The sequence below is a fragment of the Dyadobacter luteus genome (assembly GCF_003383615.1).
Classification (GTDB): Bacteria; Bacteroidota; Bacteroidia; order Cytophagales; family Spirosomataceae; genus Dyadobacter; species Dyadobacter luteus.
In genome coordinates this window covers 52,456-68,543 of the sequence record NZ_QNUL01000005.1, presented here as the reverse complement: position 1 = coordinate 68,543, position 16,088 = coordinate 52,456, and the positions used below count along the sequence as shown (strand labels likewise).

Below are 16,088 nucleotides of genomic sequence, written 5' to 3'. Positions count from 1 at the left end.
TTTTTGTATTTTATCCTAATTTTGAATCTCAACCCGATTTAAAACACTCAGCATGATTCAATCATTCTCAGCAGCGGCGGATAAAGACGTTGTTTTCGAAAAAGTAGCACAGTTTATTGCAGAACAAGGCTTCACAGTTGTGAGCCAGGATCATTCCCGTCCATGGGGTGGCTTCTTCGTTCTGGAAGAAAAAGAAGCACCCAAGTTTATCTCAACTTTCTTTCCTCATCTTTCCCTGGAAGACTTTGCAGGATATGAAAAATTGAGCCCGAAAATCCTTGTTGTAGCTCCCAATAAGCGTTTGTCGTGGCAATACCATCACCGCCGTGCCGAAATATGGAAAGTAATCGGAGGCAATGCAGGCATCGTGATCAGCGATACGGATGAAGAAACAGAACTTCGTCAATTACCGATCGGTACAGTTGTTGATCTGAAAAAAGGCGAACGTCATCGTCTGGTAGGTGTGGATGAATGGGGTTTCGTTGCTGAAATATGGCAACATACGGATCCTTCTCACCCATCTGATGAAGATGATATCGTGCGCGTTCAGGACGATTTTGGAAGATAGTTTTTCAACACAGAGCTAACAAAGTGTAACACAGAGTACACTGAGTTTAATCTTTAACTCTGTGTCAAACTCCTGTAACTCTGTGTTAAATATTTAAACTTATCAAACGCCACTACCATGAAATTCGGAAAGGTTGACAATCCAGAAGATATAGATTTTACACTTCCGGCAGACCATGCCGACACGTCGAAGGTTTTGGGTACAAAAGGCAAGCCGAATATCTATATCGGATGTGCCAAATGGAACAAGGCTGATCTTAAAAGTTTTTATCCAAAAGGTACCAAAGATGAATTGGCATATTATTCTACCCAGTTCAATAGCATTGAACTGAATGCCACATTCTACAACAATTTTCCTATAGAAACGATAGAGGGCTGGTTCAATAAAACACCAGAGCATTTCAGGTTTTTCCCAAAACTGCATCAGGGAATCAGTCACTGGAAAAGGTTAAAAGATGCCAAAGAGCCTACGGATGTATATCTGGATGGAATCGCACATCTTCAGGAGAAGTTGGGCATGCTTTTTCTTCAGATGCCTGACAATTTCGGGCCCAAAAATTGGGAAATACTACGTGATTATCTGGAAGCATGGCCATCCGGATTCCCGCTTGCCCTGGAATTGCGCCACACAGAATGGTACAATGGCAAATGGAATTCCGATGACTTGTACGAACTTCTTGAAAAGAAAAATATAGCGCATATTATCACTGATTCTGCGGGAAGACGTGATTTGTTGCACATGCGGTTGACAACCCCCACTGCTTTTGTACGCTATAATGGCGCCAATGCGGATTCAGATTATACCCGCCTGGATGACTGGTTCGACAGACTCAAATTATGGATTGAAGAAGGAATTGAAAACATTTACTTCTTTGTTCATCAGAATCATGAGGAAGCATCTCCATTGCTTTCTGCTCACCTGATCAAAAGAATGAATGATGAACTTGGTACAGATCTGAAAATTCCATTAACACCAGATAAACCCGGTAGTGGTCAAACCAATTTATTCTAGAAATCTCATATGATAAGCGCGGATTCACTTTCGCGCTTTTTTTATTGTTGATCTTTACCGAAATTGATCGGAGAGTAGAATTAGCCCTGCAACCAGTTATTCCTCTAAAGATCCGGAAAGAACAATGAATGCACCTTTACCCGTAAAACCATTTTACCATAAGCTTTCCCATTGCCTTATTGCCATTGCACTCATTACGCTGGGCATCTATTTGGGCCAGGATATCATTGTCCCGCTTGCCATGGCGGTGTTGCTGGCAGTACTGCTACGTCCGATTGAAAATTGGCTGCTAAGGCTCGGGATTCCCAAAGTGCTTGCAATCAGTATAGCTGTAACGTTAGCTGTACTGGTATTGGCCGGTATCACCATCTTGATTTCCATGCAGATATCCGATTTCTCGGACGAATGGCCTAAATTGAAACGAAACATCAACGACGCTTACCGTGACATCAGGAGATGGATACGCCGCGAATACAGCGTCAGTTACAGACAACAAGATCAATATCTCAAAAAAGCGCAAACACAAACACTGGAAAACTTTCAGAGCGCAGAAACACTGGGAATTGTCACGGGGCCGCTGGGTTCACTCATTCTTATTCCGATTTACGTATTCCTGTTTCTGTATTACAGAGCCATGTTACTGCATTTCATGGTGGTTCTTTTTGCCGATAAATATAAAGAACAAGTGATGGATATTGTCGGAGAAATTAAGTCCATTATCCAGAGCTACATGGTAGGGCTCATGCTGGAAACCGGCGCGGTGGCTGTAATGAATTGTATCGGTTTATTAATCCTGAATGTGCAATACGCGATTCTACTGGGTGTCATGGCAGCTATTCTTAATCTGGTTCCCTACATAGGCGGGCTGGTTGCTACTGTGTTGGCTGTGATGGTTACGTTTATCAACCATCCTGACGGATACACATTGGCCGGCGTTGTGGGTGTGTTTCTGGCTGTTCAGTTTATTGATAACAATGTTCTGGTGCCGCTTGTTGTAGGTTCCAAAGTGAGAATTAACGCACTTGTCTCCATTGTGGGTGTGCTTATCGGCGGAGCACTGGCAGGCATCTCAGGTATGTTTCTTTCTATTCCTGCCATAGCAATTCTCAAAGTTGTTTTCGACCGTATTGATGGACTGAAACCATGGGGTATACTTCTGGGTGACCAAACGCCTGAGCAAGCGAAACGTAATTTGTTTAAAACAATAAAAGAAGATGATGTACGAGACCCCGGCTGACGGATCCTGCAATCACTTATCAAATTTCCCCAATGCAACACCTAAATGAAATCCCACCGCAAGACTTGGGATAACTTCAGGGTTGTTAAAGGCACTGTTTCCAAGCCACCAGGCTCTATCCAAATTGATATTTTGCACGCCAGGCGTAATCATTCTCATCTCTATCCGGCGTAAACCAAAACCTGTAAATACGTCCAGGCTGATACGATTAGAGAAATAGAAATGCCAGCCTGCTTTTGCATGCAGTGCATTTACAAACCTTCCTTGTCTGACGTACATATTCTCAAAAAAAGAGCAACCTCCGGATACCGCACAGTCGCGTCCTATCCAGTCCTGTTTTCGGTTCACGACTCTCTTGTAAAGATATTCCCCAGCCACATAGGCCCTGAATCTCGGCCGCTCCAGAAAGTAAAAACGAAACTGCGTTCTGGCTTTAATGGTACTCTTATCGGGACGGTTACTATTTCTTCCCATATACCAAACGTTGAAGTTACCTTGCCCGTAGCCAATATCCTGCTGTATTGTAAATCTGGAATCAGGTAACGGCACCTCCACGCCCAGCTGAAATGTATTATCAAAATCATACAAACTAAGAGGTGACCATTTGAGAATCACGTGTTTTCTCGATTGCTCAGGATCGATCTGCGCAACAGAGGACTGATGAACCAGCAAACCCAACAAAACAACAATTATACTCAATCTCATAAAACAGGTATTTTACTCAACAGTTCAACCTGATCCTGATCGTCATATTGGTATTGATACAGACCTTTATTTCCTGTTACAATGAGTCGGTTGTTTCTCACAATAACATCATAAGAAGTCAGATCTTTCAAATGAAATTTCTCTATTGCAAGTGTCGGATCTGAGATATCAAGAATTTTAAATCCGTTATCGCCCTCACAAACGAACAGACGATTACCGGAAACACCAAGTCCGTAAGGTGATAACATTGGCTGAGATCTGACAATAACAGGATTAGAAGGATTACTGACATCTATGATATCCAAACTACTCTGAGAAAACCAGTTACGGCAAGCAACGCCGCCACGTAGGGTTACATAAGCATATTTTTCCTGCACCACTACAGGGTCACACGACTGAATATGCGTGTATTTTGAGAGTAATGCCGGATTTTGAGGAGACTGATTATTGTATATATACATGCCGTCATTAGCACCAATGAACAAATGGTTCTGATATGGAAATATCGTTTCTATACCCATTCCCATATTTTTTGAAGTTGCCTTCACCGGATTAGCACCATCGGTAATGTCGTACACTTCCAGCGTTTCTTTGGATACGAGATAAAGTGTATTGCCTGTTATAGCAAAGCGAGCCATAGATCCGCCTAAGCCACTTTGAGGACTCATTTCTGACTTGGAAGAATTTTCAGCACAACCCCAAAAGAAGAACAGAGTAGCAAGCAAGGCCGCTCCGGCTGGTTTAGTAAATTTATTTTTCATGTCTGTCAGGATATCGGTAAATGATGTTGAGACTATCTGAAACAATTAGGCTTAGCGGCCATGGTTACTTTCTCCCAGCCTACAATGGTCCCTTTCTTATTATCAACACATTCGAAATAGACATTCTGAAAAGGAGGGTAATTGTGCATAGGAATAGCATTGGCTATACGCTTGCTGAGTTTCGGCTCTACGGGATTACTAATATCAAAAACGAGCAGATCTGTTGCATTATCCGCATAAAGCCAAGTTCCTTTGGCAGCGATATCGTAGTTACCCAAAATCGATATAAATGACAGATTCTTCGGGTTTTTGGGATCAGAATTATCAATAATATGGACACCTTTTCCCATTTCATTCACAAATAGATAACGGTCAAGAATGTAAATTTTGCCGGGAGACCGAAGCGCCTCCGAAGTAGTTATATTGACGTTTTTAAGTTCAGCGCCGGTGGCATAAATGGGCTTGTAACCCAGTCCCTGAAACAGCTCTCCGTTAACCGGGGTTTCGTCGGGAGATGTCATACAAGATGACAAAATAAGTAGCGTAAGTAATAAGTGCGGTAGTGTTTTCATCATGTTGAGTATGAGTTTCATATAAGACACCATGTTGCAAAAAAGGTTGTAACCATTCGGAAAAATTTATTACAAAAAAACGCCGGACCACTTTACAGCTGTCCGGCGTTTTCACCTCAATATCAACTTCCCGATTTAATAACCGGTATTAATCTTAGCTTTCAGGTCGTGTAAAAGGCTATACAATCCAAAAAACGTTCTGTTTATATAGATAAAATGTTTCGAACCACGGTTCACATTCATCTTTTTGAGCTCCTTATCATTCGCATATCGCTCCCCCAATTCAGCCAGTCTGGCAAAAAAACTTTCATCGGCGAAATCGAAAGTCGGAGATTGAAACGGCAAAGTCAACAACGATATCACGTCGTAAAACAGACCCGAAAAATAGATAGTCTCCTCAGGTGTGTCTTTGTCGGACAACATTTCGAGTTCAAAAAGCTTCTGTTTATAAATTTCAGGATTATCCAGCTTTGCTCTTTCCGCCAGTTCAAAATAAGGATTGTAAAATGAATCCGGAATGACCTTCATACAACCGAAATCTATAGCGATCAGGTTTTCATTGCTGTCCACCAGAAAATTGCCAGGGTGCGGGTCAGCATGTACCTTTTTCAACTGATGCACCTGATACATATAAAAATCCCAAAGTGCCTGTCCGACTTTGTTCGCCGACTCCTGAGAAAAACCCGCTTTACACCATTCAGATAAATGTTTACCTGTCATCCAGTCCATCGTCAGCACACGTTCACAGGAGTATTCAGCATAATATTTCGGGAAAAGCAAATTAGGGATATGCGCACAGGCAGCAGCAATTTCATTACTTTGAGCCAGCTCCAGCCGGTAATCTGTTTCTTCAAAAAGTTTGGTTTCAACCTCCTTGAAATATTTATCCGAATCCTTTGCCTGAATATTAAACATCGACATAGCAATAGGTTTCACCAATGCCAGATCAGATGATATACTTTCAGCCACACCGGGATATTGTATTTTCACGGCAAGTTGTTTGCCGCCAGCCGTGGCTTTATGCACCTGTCCGATACTCGCTGCATTGATCGCCTGCGCATCGAAAGTATCAAACATTTCCTGAGGTGATTTCCCAAAATATCTCCTGAAAGTTTTGATCACCAGAGGAGCGGAAAGCGGCGGCACAGAAAACTGCGACAATGAGAATTTTTCCACATATGCCTGAGGCAAAAAATTCTTTTCCATACTCAGCATTTGCGCAAATTTGAGCGCGCTGCCTTTCAGGTTTTTCAGACTGTCATATATATCCTCAGCATTATTGGCGTTCAGATTGTCTCTTGCAGCCTCAGGATTCGTGATTTTTTCACCGTAATATTTTAAATAATTCCCCCCGATCTTAACACCTGTCGTAATCAGTTTGCTGGCACGTTGTATCTTAGAAGTAGGGATTCTGTCAATAGTCTCCATCCTACTTCAGTTTTTCTTTAATCAAAAATTTACCGAAATCTATCACACTTTCCAACGGTGTGGTGTCTATGAGATCAAAAGTAGCTCTGATCGACTTCTCTATAAACAGATCCGTTTTCTCAAAACCCAGCGATTCATCATCAATCCAGAATTTCAGCGTAACCAGAAACTGTATCCAGGCACCCTCTTCAAGCGCATCCTGTTGTACTTTCCGAATCCTGTCGCTTTTTGCTTTTAGATAACCCTGACTTTCTTCCGAAATGTAGGTTTTAAACACCGTCCTGAGTTGCTTCAATTTAAGAATACCATTCAGGCGGTTTTTATCTTCTTTCAAAGCAAACACCACGTAACTTCTGTTTGCAGTCAGGAGTTCAAAATAAGTATAGTAATACGCCAGCAAATTATCCTTAAAACCTGCCACCGCCATTTCATCGCTCTGACTGATCAGCAGAACAGCATGATTGTGAAAATTCACGAACACACCCTTTTCAATGGCGTCTATAGATGCGAAATGATTATAAAATTCCTTTTCTGTAATACCAATGTGCTGAGCAAACAAAAACACCGACTCCGGTTTTCTGTTATTTTCCAGACAAAATCTCATGAAAAGCTCAGTAATTTTCTCCGCCGTGATCTCTACGGGTTGTGTCTTAACCTCTTTTGTTTTTGTAGCCATCATTACTATATGTTAGTATTTCTATCGGAAACCTCACTATCTCAACGACCTGACATCAGCAATCTTGTTTTTCAACATTCGATAATCAGAACCATCTCAAAATATTACATCAGAATTCAGATTAAGAATTCCCTTATGAAGCAACAATAAATATCGTAATAATTATCCCTGTATTGCATATATTTTACTTTGTACTTTTGTGGCAACCACATGATTAATATGGCACACTGATCAGATAAAGCAGGTGCCGACAATACCACCAACCAATTTTATGCTAAAAATAGTACGCACCAACAGTGACAACCCCAATTTTATCAAACTGATACAACTCCTCGATGTTACGCTCTGTGAAATATATGGTACCAAACAGGAAGACTATGCCGAATATAACCGCATCGTAGATTTGCCGACGGTGGTTCTGGCTTACGATAATGACGAACCAATAGGCTGCGGATGTTTCAAAAAATTCAATGATGATACCATTGAGATCAAGCGAATGTTTGTAGTACCCGAACAACGTGGTAAGGGAGTTGCCTCACGTATATTATATGAGCTCGAAACCTGGGCTATAGAACTGAAGTACACTTACTCTGCACTGGAAACAGGTAAGGGCCAGCCTGAGGCCATTGAACTGTATCAGAAATGCGGCTATACAATTACGACCAACTACGGCCAGTATGCGCAGGAAGAACGCAGTGTGTGTATGCTGAAGGCGCTTTGGACGGATTAGAAATTCTCATGTTCGTTCAACCCTTACAGGGTTGGGATTCATTAAACCGTCATTTTAACCAGGGGTTTCACCCCTGGCTATTCATATTCAAACCCTACAGGTTTGGCGCGAGCCTAGTCACCCGCCAAATATATTCCTATTCAAAAACTCATTTCTGAATTTACCCTTCGGATCGTAATCCGCTGCCACTTTTCTAAACTCCTCCAGTTTTGGGAAGAGCGTTTTTAGACGCGACGGCGCTATTGTAAATAACTTCCCCCAATGCGGTTTCGCATGGAACGGAGCCAGTTCTCTTTCGATTACAGGTAACAACTTGCTTACGGCAGGCCAGTCCTGTTTCCAGGTAAAATGGATCGTCACGGAATCCTGTTTGTAACATGGACTCATCCACAGATCGTCCGCGGCAATAGTTCTTACCTCTGAAGTGAATAAATGAGGGCCTATTTGACTGCCCAATTTAGAAATGGCCATAATAGCATCCACGGCATTTTTTCTCGGCACATAGTATTCCGATTGCAGCTCAACCCCACTACTTGGCGTGAAACCCATTTTAAAATGCGGCATCCGTTCATACCACGGACCAGCCACGCCCATTTGCTCCGTACAGTTCTCAGCCGAAAGTTCCGGGATCGGGTGCAGATTTTTGGTTGCAAGTTTAGCTCCAAACCATTCCTTTTCTGCTACCCTTGTATCATCTGCCCGCCTCTTAATCCAGACCTCCGTTATATCCTGGCTTTGCCAGTTGGTAAACAAACTCACGCTATAACCACTTGCTTCTATCTCATCGAAATGCTCCTTCAATTGCGAAAGTGGCAGGTTTTCATATACATATTGCTTCATCAAAAACGTTGGCTGAATATCCAGCGTCATTTTAGTAACTACCCCCAACGCACCAAGGTTCACCACCGCTGCCCTGAATTTTTCACCATCCTTACGTGAAAGTTTGACAATATCCCCCGCTGCCGTCACCATTTCGAATCCTGCGACAGCCGTAGACAGATTCCCGCTTTTCTCACCCGAACCATGCGTAGCTGTTGCACATGCCCCCGCAATGGATATATGCGGCAGGGATGCGAGGTTATGCAGTGCAAATCCCTTTTGGTGCAAATAAGGGCTGATCTGACCATACTTAATTCCCGAATTTACTGTCACCGTTTTTGCTGCTTCATCAATCACGACATCATCTCTCATCCCCACCAGCGTAATGAACTGATCCGGCGTGTCGGCTATGGTATTAAAGCAGTGCCGCGTACCAAGCACCTTCATTTTAGAATACTTTTTTACTAGTTGCTGAACCTCAGAGATAGATTTTGCCTCATCCAGTTTATCAGAACTATAAGTAAGATTTCCGGCCCAGTTTTTCAGTTTATCGCCGGATGCCCAACCAGTAAGCGGGGTGAATAAAGGTGCAGTCATTAATGCAGAAGATAATTTGAGGAAATGTCGTTTTTTCATTGGACAACTTAGCGGTTAGGTTATCATTTCCCTTCCAAATTAATAACAAAGCGCCGCAAAACTTCATTTACACTTATTTTATCTTTAAATATTTATGATTGAAAGTTATCAGGAGATGATGGCTATTCTCTTATAATGTTTAGCAATGAAAATATAAATTCTGCTCTTTGTTCATTATCAATACTCGAATTAAATAGAATAACCAAAGCCGAATTGTTCTCTTCATTTAAATAAAGCCAGCTGTTAAAACCTCCTGTCCCCCCATTGTGCCACAAAATCCTTTTATCCGAATTCTTGCGCGACGCTGACATAACCCAAGCCAATGCTTGTTCACCATAAATATCTTCGAAAGCTTTGCGATGTGTTAGTTTGATAGCTTTACCCAAAATATTATCAGGAGGCGACAAATTGACTTTGGCATACAAAAGCAAATCTTTTGCAGTAGACTTAATGACACCCGCCCCATTCATCGCATTCATATTTTTCCAATAGTCAGTTTTTCTTCCTTTACTATAACCTGTAGCCCATCTATTCAAATCTGTTTTTTCAAACTCGACTTTTGTGTCTTTCAGATTTAACGGACCAAATAATTGATTACTCATCAAATCACTATAGCTGGAATTATAGTGCCTTTCCAGAATATCACCTAGAATACCAAATCCGGTATTAGAATAATTATACTTCGTAAATGGCACTGATTCAAGTTGAATATTGTACAAATATTGATACAGCTTTGCTTTACTATACGCTTCATATGCTGTAATTGGTGAAAAATTATTGGGCATTCTTGGCAAACCAGAAGTGTGAGTCAAAAGATGCTTAAATGTTATCTCCACTCCTCCACGTTGAAGTGTGGGAAGTTCACTCGGCAAATAACTTCTTACAGGAGTTTCAATCTCTTTTTGTTCCTTCAAAAGCATTTCAGCAATGGCAATGGCCGAGAATGTTTTGGTAATTGAGCCTATTTCGAAATAGGTATTTTCATTGGGCACAACCCCACTTCCTAATGCGGTTTCACCATATCCATAGTAACTGGTCTTTCCATCCTTGAGAACTCCTATCGAAATTCCGGGAGAATCCAGCATTTCCAGATTGTCTGCAAACGCCTTTTGCACTGCCGAATCCATTTCAGATTGAAGAGGATTATTGGTGAGTGTCGTTGGGGTAATAACTTTCGCCGTCTCCTGACACGAGATCAGGCCAAAAAAAAGAATAAATGCTACAGCTCTCATCAGATTAAAAATTGAATGTAAGGCCAACAGCGCTAGATCTCTTAAAACCTAAAATACTTCCATCATAGCTTCTGTCTAACTTAATGAATGACAAACTAACGTAAGGGCTTATTGAAAAATGATCTCTTTTGATCAGCTTCCAACCAACTCTCCCTCCATACGAGGGCGATAGCTGTCCCCGAAATTTACCTTCATTGACAAAATCTCCATTGTCGTTGTAGTCGTATCGGTCAAAAGCCAATCTGGTTATAACATGACTTAACCCGACAAATGCACCTAATTCGAACCTTTTGGACAGATTAAGGTTATAATCAACAGATACTGTATGCAATACACGTGTCTGTATTCCCGGATCTGCTATGTAGCCAATTTGCGGAGAGATATATAGCTGATGTTTATTATTCCCGAGCATTTTCCAGGAATAGAAAATGTTAAAACCTTCTCGCCCACGCCCTTGTTTGGTACCGCCAACACCCAATCCATAAGATTTGAATTCTACACCAAATTTTTGTTTGTTGCTGACTTGATTACTAGTTTCTTTCTGAGCAAAAGATTTTAGAACAACCTGAAACAGAACAATACTGATAAAAAGCGACTTTCTTATTATCTGTGATTTCAAAGGGAATGTATTTGGATGAGGTCTATAAAGTCTGCAATTTCTAAAGTTTATATTAATCCCTAATTTTCCGAAAGAATATAATATTCTTAATAGGAATAAAAGTAGCATACATAGGGGAATTCATGTGGAACTGATCACACGCACCGATTCAGCCAGAATTCCCATTGCTCTCTCGATCTCCTCTTCATTCAGATTCCCGAAACCCAGCCTCATTCCGCTCAGCCGCTCTGTTTGAAAAAGTAATGTTTGTGGTAAATGAAGATCGTAACGCAGGCACTCTTTACTTACACGTAGCAGATTGATGTCGTTTCTCCATTCTGTCCACACTGCCAGACCACCAGGTGGTGTACCGAAATTCAGATAATCAGAAAACTCCTTTTGTAATAAATCACAAAACTGATCCCGTCTCTGATGATACACTTTTTGTGCCTTTTTGAGGTGTCGCTGAATTTCACCCTCATGAAGTAATTCGCCCATAGCCTGTTCCATCATCAGATCGCCTTGCCTGTCTACCACGCGCCGGAGCTTGGCCAGTTCAGAGATGAAATTCTCAGGAGCAACAATATAGCCTGAACGTAGCCCCGGAGCCAATGCTTTACAAAATGAACCAATGTAAACCACCATACCTGATGCATCCGCACTAGCCAATGGCAAAAAAGGACTGCTGTCAAAGTGAAAGTCGTAGTCATGATCATCTTCCAGAATTACAAAACCATATTCTACTGACAAATTCAGCAATGCTATTCTTCGCTCCGCACTTAAAGTTACAGTGGTCGGATAATGATGATGCGGAGTCAGGTACAGCATCCTGATCTTTCGGGTTTCACAAAGTTTTCTTACTGCTTCCACTGATATCCCGAATTCGTCAACAGGTACAGACACGATATGAGCACCTGCCTGCTGAAAAATCATATTGGCCACATAATAGCTCAGATTTCCTACCACAACGGTATCACCAGCGTCCAGAAGGAGATTAGAAGCGAGGTAAATCCCCATCTGAATACCACGGGTGGTCATTACGTTTTCCTTTCCTACATGCAATCCCCTGGTATTGTTGAGGTAAGCGGTAAGTTCCTGTCTGAAAAACGCATTGCCTTCCACATAGGAATAGCCCAGATATTTATTGTTATTTTTTCTTCTGAGTACACTTGAGTAGGCTTTTGATAACTTATCCAAAGGAGCAATACGTACATCCGGCAGGCCGTCTGTAAATTCCAGATCTGTTTTTGAAACTGCAACCGGCCTGTCGAGCAACATACTTTTCCGGAATGAAAATCCTGTTTGTCTGGCATAATTTCCTGTCCGCGATGCAGTCAGATTTTCATTCGGAATAATCAGAGAGCGGGAAGTGACAAATGTGCCCTTGTTAGGGAGCGTTTCAATCCATCCTTGTGCATCTATCTCATTATAAGCTGCTACAATGGTTTTTCTGTGCACATCCAAAATTTCTGAAAGCATTCTTGTACCCGGCAGTTTCACACCAGGCGCCAGAACGCCTCTTTGGATGGCGCCTATCATTGTACGGGCAATTTGCAGGTACACAGGAGTGTCTGACTGGCGTTCAATCTGAATCAGACTTTTAAAAGGTATTTCAACCGGACTACTCATTATATCAAAACCGGATCACATTAACAGTCCGGCAAGATAATAGTTTTGTAGCTGATAGCTGTCGGGTAGTGTCCGATAGCTATGCGTATTTGACAAAAATTTGAAATAGTTCTAATGAAAAACAATTTACTTAAGTCTGCATTTTTACTTTTGCTTCTTACCAACCAATATTCCTTTTCGCAGGACATTTCGCTGGATCCGGTTACTGTAACCTCTTCCATAGTCGAAAAAAGAGCATCTGAAACAGGGCGTAACATTGCCGTGATTAAAGGTGATTATTTCAAAAATCTTCCTGTAAACAGCATAGATGACCTGCTCCGGTACGTACCTGGCGTGGAGATACAAGCTCGCGGACCTATGGGTTCCCAGAGTGACATCGTATTACGGGGAGGTACATTCCAGCAGGTGCTGGTCGTTGTGGATGGTCTCCGCCTCAACGATCCTAATACCGGGCATTTCAGCAGTTACATTCCCATTGTTCCCTCCGAAATCGAGCGTATTGAAGTGTTAAAAGGCGCTTCATCAGCCATCTACGGGTCAGAAGCGGTAGGCGGAGTTATTCATGTAATCACCAAAACATTCGCTGCGAAGCTTCGTGGAGAGGAGCCTATATCCCGTACTTCGGTAAATGCTGGTGTTTCGGCAGGTCAAAATGGAATGATCAATGCGAATGCCGGGGTTTTTACCCAAAAGGACAAACTGGCATTTTCAGCTGGAATATTGTCTAATAACGCGGATGGAGTACAGCAGAGAGGAACAAAAGGATATTTTCATAATAATACCGCCTCTGTTGCTGCCAATTATGCCATTTCAGACGCCTGGAATATTACTGTAAGGAGTTCATTTGATCACCGCGACTTTGCAGCGCAAAACTTCTATACAACCTCTGTTGCCGATACGGCTCAGGAAAAGGTCAAGACCTCCTGGAATCACCTTAAAGTGGGTTACAGAAAAGGGAAATCTGCATTTTCGTTCGATGGAGGATATAAACATGTGAATGATCAGTACGCCTTCAATTCTGTTTCCATCGGTAATGTGAGCAAATCAGGATTATGGCAGGGCCTGGCAATGTGGCAACAGGCATTTTCTCCTCAAACAGAACTTGTTGCCGGCATCAACTATCAGAACAGAAGTATATCTTCCAATGACCGCGGTGAACATTCCATTCATCAACTCGCCCCTTTTCTTACACTGTCTCAGCACCTGGGAAAATACGTGACGTTAAGTCCAGCTATCCGATTCGACTGGCGTGATGGAATTGGCACGGAAGTGGTACCGCAAGTCAGTATTTCTTACAAAAAGGATATTCTTCAACTCAGAGGAAGTGCTGGTAAAACCATCCGTGATGCAGATTTTACAGAACGTTTCAACAATTACAATAAGCCTGTGGTAACAAGCGGAAACCGTATCGGAAATCCTGATTTGAAAGCAGAAAGATCGTTGAGTTACGAAGCGGGTGCCGATTTACTTTTGACGGATTTGAAATTATCAGGGACTTTCTTTCAACGTCGCCAAAAAAACCTGATCGACTATACCAGTACGCCGTATGCCAATATGCCCAGAAAAGATAACCTTGTAGCTACCGGCACTTATGCATTGGCCGGCAATGTAGCCGAGGTGAATGTCACTGGATTTGAGTTTGATGTGCAGTATAGCAAAGCATTGTCAGACAACCAGAAATTGTGGATCACTGCCGGATTAACCCAACTCAACAGCAAGAGTGGAAGTGCTACTCCAAGCTTTTATCTCTCTTCCCACGCAAAGCTGCTCACTAACTTTTCTGTCCTGTATCAGTATGGCAATCTTAACTTAAGCATCAACGGACTTTATAAAACGAGAGCAAAGCAGGAAGCGACTGCGCTGAATACTCAGATTTCCTCCGAGTACTTCATCCTGAACGCAAAAGCCGAATACGGAGTACTGAAAAACACACTTCATATTTTTATTCAGGCGGATAATGCATTTGATAAAAAGTATAGCGATTTGCTGGGTGCGATGATGCCCGGCAGATGGATAATGGGAGGAATCCGGTACAGTCTGATGAAATGATTTGAAGCTACATTTCGAATAAACCTCACAAATATCCTGTCAGAAAATACTCTGGCAGGATATTTGTATTTATGGTATTTATTTTATAAATATGAGATAGTATTGAAAATAATTTAAGATATAAATAACCCTGTTTTATAAACTAAAATCTACATTAAGTAAAAATAATTTTACAAATTTGCACTGGATTGACATACTAATTTGTAGAAAACCTAAGTGCAATACAGATAACTCAACGGATATAACATATTCAGACAGTATGAAAATCTTCCTTACGGGTATTTAATGCCCAATAAAAACTACAGGAATGGAAATGTTGACCCGAATTGACGACGACCTGTTTCACATCATGGTGGAGAATTTACCGGTAGCTATTCTTCTGATTGATCACAACTATAAACACATTTATTCAAATTCAGTATTTCTCACACTATCCGGCCTTAACGTTGCGCAAGTCACTGATTATGGTTGGTTACAATTTCTAACTCCCAATCAGCATAAGCAACTGCTGAAAATGCTGGAAGAAATGGGTGGTAGTCCGGAAACTACAGTACAGAAATCACCGGAATGGACTATCAACAGAACAACAGATGCCAAAAATCGCGCTTTGTTCCTGATTACTTTCGCAACGCAATCCCAGTCTGTACCCCTTCTCAATAGAAAGACAAACGGACGGGTTGTCCATGATCAATCGAACCCTGAAAAAAAACAGTCAGCTGCCGAACTTAAAAAGATAAACAATCAGCTTTCAGCCTCCAATCAGCTTAAGGACAAAATCCTTGCGATTATTTCTCATGATATGAATGCGCCTATTGCCTCGCTGAAGGGACTTACAACTGCCCTTCTGGATGACGAGCTGGACAAAGAGCAGAAGGCGAAAGTACGTGAAGGTTTATTGAAACAGCTCTCTGATGTAGCTGACGTGACCGACAATCTGCTACTGTGGGCCACCAATTCTTTTCATAAAACCGAGACTGTGAGCCGCGATGTTTTACTCGTTCTTGATACCCTGGAAAAAAACAAAGGCTTTATCGAGCAACAGGCCATGGCCAAAAACATAGCCATTCAGTACAACATTCCTGATAAACTTCAGATAAAAGCCAACCGCGATCAGTTTAATATGGTAATTCGAAATCTGGTAACCAACGCCATAAAATATACCCCTGCAAAAGGCTGTATCTCTATTTCCGTTGTTGACAAGGATGCGTTTATTCAAATCAGCATTGCTGATAACGGCATCGGAATCAGTGAAGAAAACCAGCAATCGCTATTCACATTCCTGCAAAGGAATACCTACGGCACGCATGGTGAAAAGGGAATTGGCTTGGGCTTATTGCTCTGCAAGGAATACGTAGAAGCGAACAATGGCCGGATTTCGGTGAGCAGCAAAGTTAATATCGGCACTACAGTTATCACAGAATTTCCCCGTGCCTGATA

Annotated in this window: 15 protein-coding genes; 6 read left to right on the top strand and 9 right to left on the bottom strand. The window is 41.9% G+C overall.

The annotated features are described in order from the left end of the window. Positions 1-52 precede the first annotated feature (52 nt). The 3 genes from DSL64_RS08725 to DSL64_RS08715 all read left to right on the top strand — a co-directional run bounded on the left by DSL64_RS08725 (position 53) and on the right by DSL64_RS08715 (position 2,816). Entirely contained in the window at positions 53-568 is a 516-nt protein-coding gene (locus tag DSL64_RS08725) for a cupin domain-containing protein (protein WP_115830345.1), read from the top strand. 117 nt (positions 569-685) lie between these two features. Continuing rightward, positions 686-1,579, top strand: a complete 894-nt coding sequence (locus tag DSL64_RS08720) for a DUF72 domain-containing protein (protein WP_115830343.1) — start codon at positions 686-688, stop codon at positions 1,577-1,579. A 124-nt stretch (positions 1,580-1,703) separates the two neighbouring features. After that, positions 1,704-2,816 carry an AI-2E family transporter gene (locus DSL64_RS08715; RefSeq protein ID WP_115830342.1) on the top strand — a complete coding sequence of 371 codons (1,113 nt, stop codon included), beginning with the start codon at positions 1,704-1,706 and terminating at the stop codon, positions 2,814-2,816. A 12-nt stretch (positions 2,817-2,828) separates the two neighbouring features. Here DSL64_RS08715 and DSL64_RS08710 read toward each other — a convergent pair whose 3' ends face one another. The 5 genes from DSL64_RS08710 to DSL64_RS08690 all read right to left on the bottom strand — a co-directional run bounded on the left by DSL64_RS08710 (position 2,829) and on the right by DSL64_RS08690 (position 6,961). After that, a complete protein-coding gene (locus DSL64_RS08710) occupies positions 2,829-3,521 on the bottom strand; it encodes a DUF3575 domain-containing protein (protein ID WP_115830340.1) in 693 nt (230 codons plus the stop codon). Continuing rightward, positions 3,518-4,282: an LVIVD repeat-containing protein gene (locus DSL64_RS08705; protein WP_115830339.1), complete on the bottom strand. Its 765-nt coding sequence runs from the start codon at positions 4,280-4,282 to the stop codon at positions 3,518-3,520. The genes DSL64_RS08710 and DSL64_RS08705 overlap by 4 nt, the downstream gene beginning before the upstream one ends. Positions 4,283-4,314: 32 nt before the next feature. Next, complete coding sequence (locus DSL64_RS08700) at positions 4,315-4,875, bottom strand: LVIVD repeat-containing protein (RefSeq protein WP_229217007.1); 561 nt, start codon at positions 4,873-4,875, stop codon at positions 4,315-4,317. Positions 4,876-4,989: 114 nt separating this feature from the next. After that, entirely contained in the window at positions 4,990-6,282 is a 1,293-nt protein-coding gene (locus tag DSL64_RS08695; protein WP_115830337.1) for an ABC1 kinase family protein, read from the bottom strand. Position 6,283: 1 nt separating this feature from the next. Further along, positions 6,284-6,961: a TetR family transcriptional regulator C-terminal domain-containing protein gene (locus DSL64_RS08690; protein WP_229217006.1), complete on the bottom strand. Its 678-nt coding sequence runs from the start codon at positions 6,959-6,961 to the stop codon at positions 6,284-6,286. Positions 6,962-7,229: 268 nt separating this feature from the next. Between DSL64_RS08690 and DSL64_RS08685 the strand changes: the two genes are divergently transcribed. Further along, entirely contained in the window at positions 7,230-7,688 is a 459-nt protein-coding gene (locus DSL64_RS08685; protein ID WP_115830334.1) for a GNAT family N-acetyltransferase, read from the top strand. A 117-nt stretch (positions 7,689-7,805) separates the two neighbouring features. Here DSL64_RS08685 and DSL64_RS08680 read toward each other — a convergent pair whose 3' ends face one another. The 4 genes from DSL64_RS08680 to DSL64_RS08665 all read right to left on the bottom strand — a co-directional run bounded on the left by DSL64_RS08680 (position 7,806) and on the right by DSL64_RS08665 (position 12,602). Continuing rightward, a complete protein-coding gene (locus DSL64_RS08680; RefSeq protein ID WP_115830332.1) occupies positions 7,806-9,143 on the bottom strand; it encodes a D-arabinono-1,4-lactone oxidase in 1,338 nt (445 codons plus the stop codon). Positions 9,144-9,265: 122 nt separating this feature from the next. Beyond that, on the bottom strand, positions 9,266-10,375 hold the full coding sequence (locus DSL64_RS08675; RefSeq protein ID WP_115830331.1) for a serine hydrolase domain-containing protein: 1,110 nt from the start codon (positions 10,373-10,375) through the stop codon (positions 9,266-9,268). A 4-nt stretch (positions 10,376-10,379) separates the two neighbouring features. Beyond that, positions 10,380-10,994, bottom strand: coding sequence for a hypothetical protein (locus DSL64_RS08670; RefSeq protein WP_115830329.1), 615 nt, complete (start codon positions 10,992-10,994; stop codon positions 10,380-10,382). Between the two features lie 120 nt (positions 10,995-11,114). Further along, the gene (locus tag DSL64_RS08665; RefSeq protein WP_115830328.1) at positions 11,115-12,602 is read right to left on the bottom strand and encodes an aminotransferase-like domain-containing protein; all 1,488 of its coding nucleotides are present in this window, start codon (positions 12,600-12,602) and stop codon (positions 11,115-11,117) included. 114 nt (positions 12,603-12,716) lie between these two features. On the opposite strand from DSL64_RS08665, the gene DSL64_RS08660 reads away from it, so the two are divergent. Continuing rightward, positions 12,717-14,651 carry a TonB-dependent receptor plug domain-containing protein gene (locus DSL64_RS08660; RefSeq protein ID WP_115830326.1) on the top strand — a complete coding sequence of 645 codons (1,935 nt, stop codon included), beginning with the start codon at positions 12,717-12,719 and terminating at the stop codon, positions 14,649-14,651. 307 nt (positions 14,652-14,958) lie between these two features. Then, positions 14,959-16,086 (top strand): sensor histidine kinase, encoded by a 1,128-nt coding sequence (locus DSL64_RS08655; protein WP_115830325.1) that lies wholly within the window; start codon positions 14,959-14,961, stop codon positions 16,084-16,086. Positions 16,087-16,088 lie beyond the last annotated feature (2 nt).